This is a genomic window from Hyalangium sp., from assembly GCF_035629615.1.
In the GTDB taxonomy this organism is placed as follows: Bacteria; Myxococcota; Myxococcia; order Myxococcales; family Myxococcaceae; genus Hyalangium.
Genome location: NZ_DASPHO010000296.1, coordinates 1 through 6721, shown reverse-complemented (window position 1 = coordinate 6721; position 6721 = coordinate 1). Strand labels below are relative to the sequence as shown.

Genomic DNA, 6721 nt, shown 5'->3' with positions numbered 1-6721 from the left:
GAGGGCAGCACGTGGATGCGGGCGTCGGAGGCGACCTCACCGAACAGCTCGGTGACAATGCCGGCCACGGTGGTGGGAAGGGCCTCGGCGTCGTCGGCGTGGGAGAAGCCATTGCCGGAGGCGCTGGTGAGCGCCTCGAGGATCTCCGGCATGTAGTGGCGGCCGAGGCCGAGCGCGTGCAGCGTGAGCCCGGACTCGGCGACCTTGGAGCCGAGCTGGCGGAAGTCGACGACAGCGGACTTGCCGACGGAGGGCTCTCCATCGGTGAGCAGGAGCAGCTTGGGCCGTGCGCCGGGAACGAGGACGCGGCGGAGCGCGGCGGCGCCCAGGTCCACGGCCTCATAGAGGGCAGTGCCGGAGCCTGTCTCGAGGGAGGAGAGACTCTCGGCGAGCTCGGCCTTGGCACCGGGCTCCATGGCGCGCACGGGGAGGATCTGCTCGGGCACGCCGTCGAAGGCGAGCAGGCCGATGTAGTCGCGAGGTCCGGCTTGGGCGACGAGGGCCTGGGCAGCCTCGACGGCGGCGACGAGCGGTGCGCCGCGCATGGAGGCAGACCGATCAATGAGGAGATTGACGGCGACGGGGGCGCGCGGGGCATCCGCATCCGCTTCCAGGGTAACGAGCAGGGAGACTTCCCTCCCCTGCTCGTGGTCGCGCTCTACTGCCCAGGCCGTCAGCTTCATGCAGTTTCCCTCACCGGATGAGGACTATTGTGCCGTGTTCCTTAATGAGGAGGACGGCAGGACCGCTCGGCGCGTCTCACACTCCTCCTCATCTCAAGGATTCCAGGAGGTTACAAGGTCTGCCGATTGAGCCACGGCTTTCTCTGAGCCTCCCGACAGAGTACTCGTGCTTGGGGCGATCTCACCAGAGCCCTCGGGCTCGCGCGGAGGCAACATGGTCAAGACGCATGGGCTGACCCACCTCGCCTTGAAGGTGCGAGACCCCGAGCGCTCGCTGCGCTTCTACGAGCAGCTCTTCGGAGTTCGCGAGTACTTCCGGGACGCGCAAACCATCCAGGCCTTGGGCCCGGGCAGCCATGACGTCCTCGCCTTCGAGCTGGACCCTCAGGGGGCGGGCCTTTCGGGAGGCATCGCACACTTCGGGTTCCGCCTCATGGATCCGGCCGACATCGAGCTCGCCGTAAGCGAGGCTGAGCGGGCCGGGGGCAAGCTCCTGCGCCGAGGCGAGTTCTCTCCGGGCTATCCGTTCGCCTACGTCGCGGATCCGGACGGCTATGAGATCGAGATCTGGTACGAGTGAAGGCTCGGGGAGCTCGACGGGGAGCTCCGACCCGAGGACCAGCGCTCTGCTTGCTCGACATCGGGAGCCCCCGCGCTGCCGCGAGCCGCGGGGGCACTCGCCACTATTCGGGATCCCAGCCGCCCCAGGCCTCTTCACTGTAGGCCCACTGCCGGCCTCCCGCGGTGACGGTCACAGGGAGGACACCCTCAGTCTCCCCATCATCTCCGAGGACGACGAAGCCCATGTTGTCGTCGTCCAGGTACGTCGTGTCGTCGTGCCGCATGCTGCACCTCCGGGCGCTCCGCGACGGCGTTCCGGGTAGGCGGTGGAATCCACTCGCCCCTCGGCGGGCGCCCCCCCTGTTCGGTCGACGGGAACCCGCCCCATGCGGTGCCCCCACAGCATTCATTGACCGATTTACCGCCAAAGTGGGCACGTCATCAGGACGTGTAAACCCGTTGAGGGAGTCGGCCCTCAGGCACGTCGGGCAGCGCACGCCCGCCCGGCTGCTCGCGTCGGATGCTGGATGCTTGGCGCCCTTGACCGAGCCGCTGCGACAGGCCCAGGGTTCAGCAGCCGCAGTCGCAGTTGGGCAGGAAGCTGGCCGCTATGTGAGCGCCGTCCTCGCGCACGATCGCCATGCGCTGAGCGTCCATCGTCTCCCGCATGAGCAGCTCCACGCGCCCGTCTCCCTCCAAGTCCAGCACCGCGACAATGCTCTCACCGTCGACCCCTTCACCCACCGGCGTCTCCTGACCGTCATCACTCACGGCCCTCACACGCGACACCGAGGCCTGGAAGTCCGGCCCTCCGCACGGGGTGTGGCCCTCGCCAGTCTGGAAGCGCGCGACTCCCACCACCACCTGGCGTCCTCTCACCGAGGCGGCAGACAGCTTCAGGGACTCCTGCAGGGGCAGGCCCTGCTTCCTGGCATGCTCTTCGCCCTCCGCGCGCATCTTCGTGAACGCGGGCAGGCCTCTCAGGGCCGCTTCCTGAGCGGCCTTCAAGGGCCCGGGCAGGTCGCTCCCCAGGGAGAAGTACCGGGGCGCCGGCGCGCCACCCGGCAGGGCAAACACAATGGCGTTCTGCTCCATGGCGCGTGTGCCCACGAACGAGCACTCCAGCTCGGCCGCAGGCCAGGCATTGCCGCAGCCAGGGCTGTCCGGAGCTTCCCGCTGCTGGAAGTACCCGAAGTGGGGAATGCCACGGTTGAGCGAGGCAAACCCCTTCACGCGGCAGCCGGCCTTCAGCAGACCCTTCTCGTCGTACACGTCGAAGGTGCTCCCCTGCTTGAAGGCACCGGTGGGATCCTTCGGGAGCGAGGCCATCCAGAAGCCCCAGTCCGCTCCCACGGGGCGCAGCTGCGCGCCCGGTGTGTCCTGGGGCTCGCTGCTCAAGAGGACAAAGGTCCGGGTGCCGCGCAGGTCCACGAAGCGAGGATCTGGGGACGAGCCCGTGCGCGCAGCCACCGCGGCCTGCGCCGCTGCCTGCTCGCGGCAGCTTGCCTCGCGCCGCTCCCAGTCCTGCGCAAGCGCTCCCGCGTTCTTCAGGTAGTTCTTCACGCCCGCGCCATCCAGCCGCCCCGAGAGGGCCAGCGCCACGTCCTTGTCCTCGAAGGCCCCAGCCACCATCACCTCAAGACACGGGCGCAGGGAGGAGAACGGCGTGGTGGACAGCCGCTGTACCTCCGCGCCCAGGCGGGCCGCCCGCAGCTTCTCGACAACCTCCTGCCCCTCCCCGGGCGTGGGCGAGGAGTGGACGATGACGAAATACTTCCGGGCGAAGCGCGCCTCGGGGGGCTCGGGAGTGGAGGGGCGCGGAACCGAAGCCGAGGCAGCAGGGGGCGAAACGGGCGCGGGGGCGGAGGCCGAGCTGCCACACCCCTTCAGCGAGCCACAGCCCGCCAGGAGCACGAGCACCAGGAGAGAGACCAGGGAACGCATAGGCCTCGCTGCTTAGCACGAGGGCCGAGCCCCTCCGTGGCGGGGTGCCGACGGCCGGCCCGGGAGCAGGCACGCGCCCTGGCCTCTGTTGCGACCCAGTCGTGAGGGGCACCTGAGCGCTTGATTCGCGAATCACCCCTGTTAGGTTTGGGGTCTGTCTTTGCCGCATTGCGGCAAGAAGGCCACCCGTCGCCCTGGCCACCGAGCGCCCCGAGCCCTATGAGCCCCATCATCACAGGCCTGCTCATCGTCGTTGCCGTCTCCTTCTTCGTCATGACCATGGCGGGCCGCACAGGCGTCCTGCTGGGCATGAAGGGGGAGAACCGGCTGGACGACATTCCCTTCCGCATCAAGCAGCTGCTGCGCTTCGGCTTCGGGCAGCAGCGCATGGTGGATCCCGAGGAGTTCACGCCCGGGCTGATGCACGTCTTCATCTTCCTGGCGTTCCTGGTGCTGCAGCTGCGCAGCCTCATGCTGATCACCATGGGCTTCAGCGAGACGGCGGTGGGGGTGCTCACGAACCTGGAGAACTCGTTCTGGACCAGCAACCCGAGGGTGCTCGACGGCTACCGCGTCTACCTGCTGGTCAAGGATGTGGTGGCGACGCTGGCGGTGCTGGGCGTGCTGTACTTCGCCTTCCTGCGCGCCAAGGTGAAGCCGGACCGGATGACGCCTTCCTGGGAGGCCTACCTGATCCTCGGCTTCATCGGCGGGCTGATGGTGACGGAGTTCGCCTTCGGCGGCAGTCACATGGTGGCGCAGAACGGCGGCTTCGTGTGGTGGGAGCCGACCACGAGCACGATAGGCCTGGGGATGAAGGCGCTGGGCCCCACGGGCGCGCACGTGGTGGGGCTGGTCGGGTTCTGGACCCACCTGGTCATCATCTTCGCCTTTTTGAACTTCCTGCCCCTGGGCAAGCACTTCCACATCATCACCGGCCTGCCCAACGTCTTCTTCCAGCGCACCCGGGCCAGCGGCAAGCTGGGCACGCCCAACCTGGAGAAGGAGGAGTTCGGCACCGCCACGGTGAAGGATCTGACGTGGAAGCAGGGGTTGGACCTGTACTCCTGCACCGAGTGTGGCCGCTGCCAGACGCACTGCCCCACGTACATCACCGGCAAGCCGCTGACGCACAAGGGCGTGAACCAGGACCTGAAGCACTGGATCTGGGACCACGAGCAGTGGGTGGAGGAGGGCTACGGCCCCAGCGGCACGAAGGAGCCGCTACCGGAGATCATCGGCAGCGCCCTGAAGGCGGAGACGGTGTGGGCCTGCACGAGCTGCGGCTGGTGCGAGACGGCGTGTCCGGTGTTCATCGAGAACATCCCGCGCCTCATCGACATGCGCCGCTACCAGGTGCAGGTGAAGGCGGAGTTCCCGCAGGAGATCCAGCGCGTCTTCGAGGGCATCGAGCGGCAGGGCAACCCGTGGGGCATTGGCCAGGACCGGCGTGACGAGTGGGCGGAGGACCTGAAGCTGCCCACGTGGGGAGACGGGGGCGGCCCGTACGAGTACCTGTTCTTCGTGGGCTGCGCGGGCAGCTACGACGACAAGCAGAAGAAGGTGAGCCGCTCGCTGGTGAAGATCCTCCGCGAGGCGGGGGTGAGCTTCGCGACGCTGTCCAAGCAGGAGATGTGCAACGGCGAGACGGCGCGCCGCATGGGCAACGAGTACCTGTACCAGACGATGGCGAAGATGAACGTGGAGGCGTGGAACGGGCTGGGGGTGAAGGCCGTGATTACCCAGTGCCCGCACTGCTTCAACACGATCAAGAACGAGTACCCGGAGTTCGGCGGCGAGTACCGCGTCATCAGCCACACAGAGCTCATCAACGAGCTGCTGAAGGACAAGCGCATCAAGCTGTCGCAGGTGATGAACACGAAGCTGACGTACCACGACCCGTGCTACCTGGGCCGGCACAACGGGGTGTTCGAGGCGCCGCGCGAGGTGCTCAAGGCCATCCCCGGGCTGGAAGTCGTCGAGATGCAGCGCAACAAGCGCGAGGGCTTCTGCTGTGGCGCGGGCGGCGGGCGGATGTGGATGGAGGAGCACATCGGCACGCGCATCAACCACAACCGCATGAACGAGGCGGCGCTGACGCTGAAGCACGCGGAGGATGCGAGCACGCCGTTCCCGGACGCGGCCGACAAGAAGAAGCCAGGCCTGGTGGGCGACTACAAGGAGAAGGGCGGCACGGGCGTGGTGGCGGTGGCGTGCCCGTTCTGCTCGACGATGCTGCGCGACGCGGTGAACGACACCGGCCGCGAGGAGAACATCCAGGTCAAGGACATCGCCGAGCTGGTGGCCGACGCCCTGGAGACAAAGTCCGGGGGCGCGGCCACGGTGACGCCGGGCCCGACGGTGCACGCCAAGCCCGAGTAGCCCGCTCGGGCTCACGCCGGGGCTACTTGTTCTCCTGCTGGGTGATGTGGGCCTCAATGGCCTGCGCCGCCTGGCCATCCACGAACTGGAGCAGCTTCCACTCCAGCTCTCCGTCCCGGCTGAAGCTGCGGGTCAGCTGCGCCGGTGCACGGGTGAGCGGCGTGTGGTCCGCGGAGGTGCCCAGGAACTGGTTCATCTTGATGGGATCCTCGGCGAACGGATTGATGTCCCCCGCGGCCGCCACCGTCATGCTGCTGGTGAGGGAGTTCTCTCTCGCGTTCATCATCCCCTTGTTTCCGGTGAAGATCGTCTGCCGGAAGACGCGCACCAGGCTGGTGTTGCTGTCGACGCGATAGCCCTCGGCATAGAGCCTCGAGGCGGAGCTGACCACGCGGGACTCCATCATGTCGTTGCGCCACTCGGTGACGAGGATGAACTCGTCATTCCCATTCCGAGGCGGGTAGCCCTCGGCCGCCACGAGCTTCACCACCTGAGGCCAGACCTTCTCGATGGGCTGCGCATACACGTGCCGGTTCGCCTGATCATAGAGCGCCTCCCGATGACGCGCCGCAGCACAGCCGCTCAGCACCATCACCACGCCCAGGCTCAGGCTCCAACGGACGACACAGGACTTCATGGCGGCTCCTCCCAGAGCTCCGGTTCAGGGGCCTGCCTTTGAGCTCCGCAAGGTCGGAGTCTGCCTGCCCCCAGCAAGAGGAGAACGCGCGACGGGGGTGGACATATCGCGCGCGGGCGCAGCCGTGAGGCCGGCGTGGATCCGCTCTACTTGCGGCTCTTCTCCGAGCGCAGCAGCCGGGCCAGTCGCTTGGTCGGGCCCTCGTCCCCAAGCTTGCTGGATACGTACGCGCCCGCCTCGGCGAGCTTGCGGCGCGTGTCGCTCGGCTTGGGCCCCTCATCCGGAGGTCCCGGCGGCACCTCCATGAGGTTCCCGGAGCCCCGCAGGAGCTGCTGGGCCAGGTCGCGCTCATCCTCGCGCGCGTGGGGCATCAGCAGCTTGCACACTGCCGGGTGGCCATGAGCGGCGGCGATCAGCAGCGCCGTCTCACCCATGTCGTCCGTGAGCATCGGCTCGGCCCCACCGGCCAGCAGCGAGCGGACGATCCTCTCGTGTCCGGCCTCGGCGGCCACCA

The 6721-nt window shown here is 67.8% G+C and carries 7 protein-coding genes; 2 read left to right on the top strand and 5 right to left on the bottom strand.

Features of this window, described 5'->3' with window-relative positions:
• Positions 1 to 683, bottom strand: a 683-nt coding sequence (locus VD972_RS15085) for a vWA domain-containing protein (protein ID WP_324987279.1), incomplete at its 3' end; no start/stop codon positions are given.
• Between the two features lie 214 nt (positions 684 to 897).
• On the opposite strand from VD972_RS15085, the gene VD972_RS15080 reads away from it, so the two are divergent.
• On the top strand, positions 898 to 1263 hold the full coding sequence (locus tag VD972_RS15080) for a VOC family protein (RefSeq protein WP_324987278.1): 366 nt from the start codon (positions 898 to 900) through the stop codon (positions 1261 to 1263).
• Between the two features lie 103 nt (positions 1264 to 1366).
• Here VD972_RS15080 and VD972_RS15075 read toward each other — a convergent pair whose 3' ends face one another.
• Together VD972_RS15075 and VD972_RS15070 are read right to left on the bottom strand one after the other, a co-directional pair.
• Positions 1367 to 1528 carry a hypothetical protein gene (locus VD972_RS15075; RefSeq protein ID WP_324987275.1) on the bottom strand — a complete coding sequence of 54 codons (162 nt, stop codon included), beginning with the start codon at positions 1526 to 1528 and terminating at the stop codon, positions 1367 to 1369.
• A 286-nt stretch (positions 1529 to 1814) separates the two neighbouring features.
• On the bottom strand, positions 1815 to 3188 hold the full coding sequence (locus VD972_RS15070) for a hypothetical protein (RefSeq protein WP_324987273.1): 1374 nt from the start codon (positions 3186 to 3188) through the stop codon (positions 1815 to 1817).
• Positions 3189 to 3407: 219 nt separating this feature from the next.
• On the opposite strand from VD972_RS15070, the gene VD972_RS15065 reads away from it, so the two are divergent.
• Positions 3408 to 5570: a (Fe-S)-binding protein gene (locus VD972_RS15065; RefSeq protein WP_324987270.1), complete on the top strand. Its 2163-nt coding sequence runs from the start codon at positions 3408 to 3410 to the stop codon at positions 5568 to 5570.
• Positions 5571 to 5592: 22 nt separating this feature from the next.
• Here the strand turns inward: VD972_RS15065 and VD972_RS15060 are convergent, their stop codons facing one another.
• Positions 5593 to 6207, bottom strand: coding sequence for a hypothetical protein (locus VD972_RS15060; protein WP_324987268.1), 615 nt, complete (start codon positions 6205 to 6207; stop codon positions 5593 to 5595).
• Between the two features lie 146 nt (positions 6208 to 6353).
• Positions 6354 to 6721 (bottom strand): ankyrin repeat domain-containing protein (locus VD972_RS15055; protein ID WP_324987265.1); only part of this gene is annotated, 368 nt, incomplete at its 5' end.

Coding starts and splice junctions, on each gene's coding strand:
- VD972_RS15080 (WP_324987278.1), top strand. CDS start 898: ATGGTCAAGACGCATGGGCTGACCCACCTCGCCTTGAAGGTGCGAGAC.
- VD972_RS15075 (WP_324987275.1), bottom strand. CDS start 1,528: ATGCGGCACGACGACACGACGTACCTGGACGACGACAACATGGGCTTC.
- VD972_RS15070 (WP_324987273.1), bottom strand. CDS start 3,188: ATGCGTTCCCTGGTCTCTCTCCTGGTGCTCGTGCTCCTGGCGGGCTGT.
- VD972_RS15065 (WP_324987270.1), top strand. CDS start 3,408: ATGAGCCCCATCATCACAGGCCTGCTCATCGTCGTTGCCGTCTCCTTC.
- VD972_RS15060 (WP_324987268.1), bottom strand. CDS start 6,207: ATGAAGTCCTGTGTCGTCCGTTGGAGCCTGAGCCTGGGCGTGGTGATG.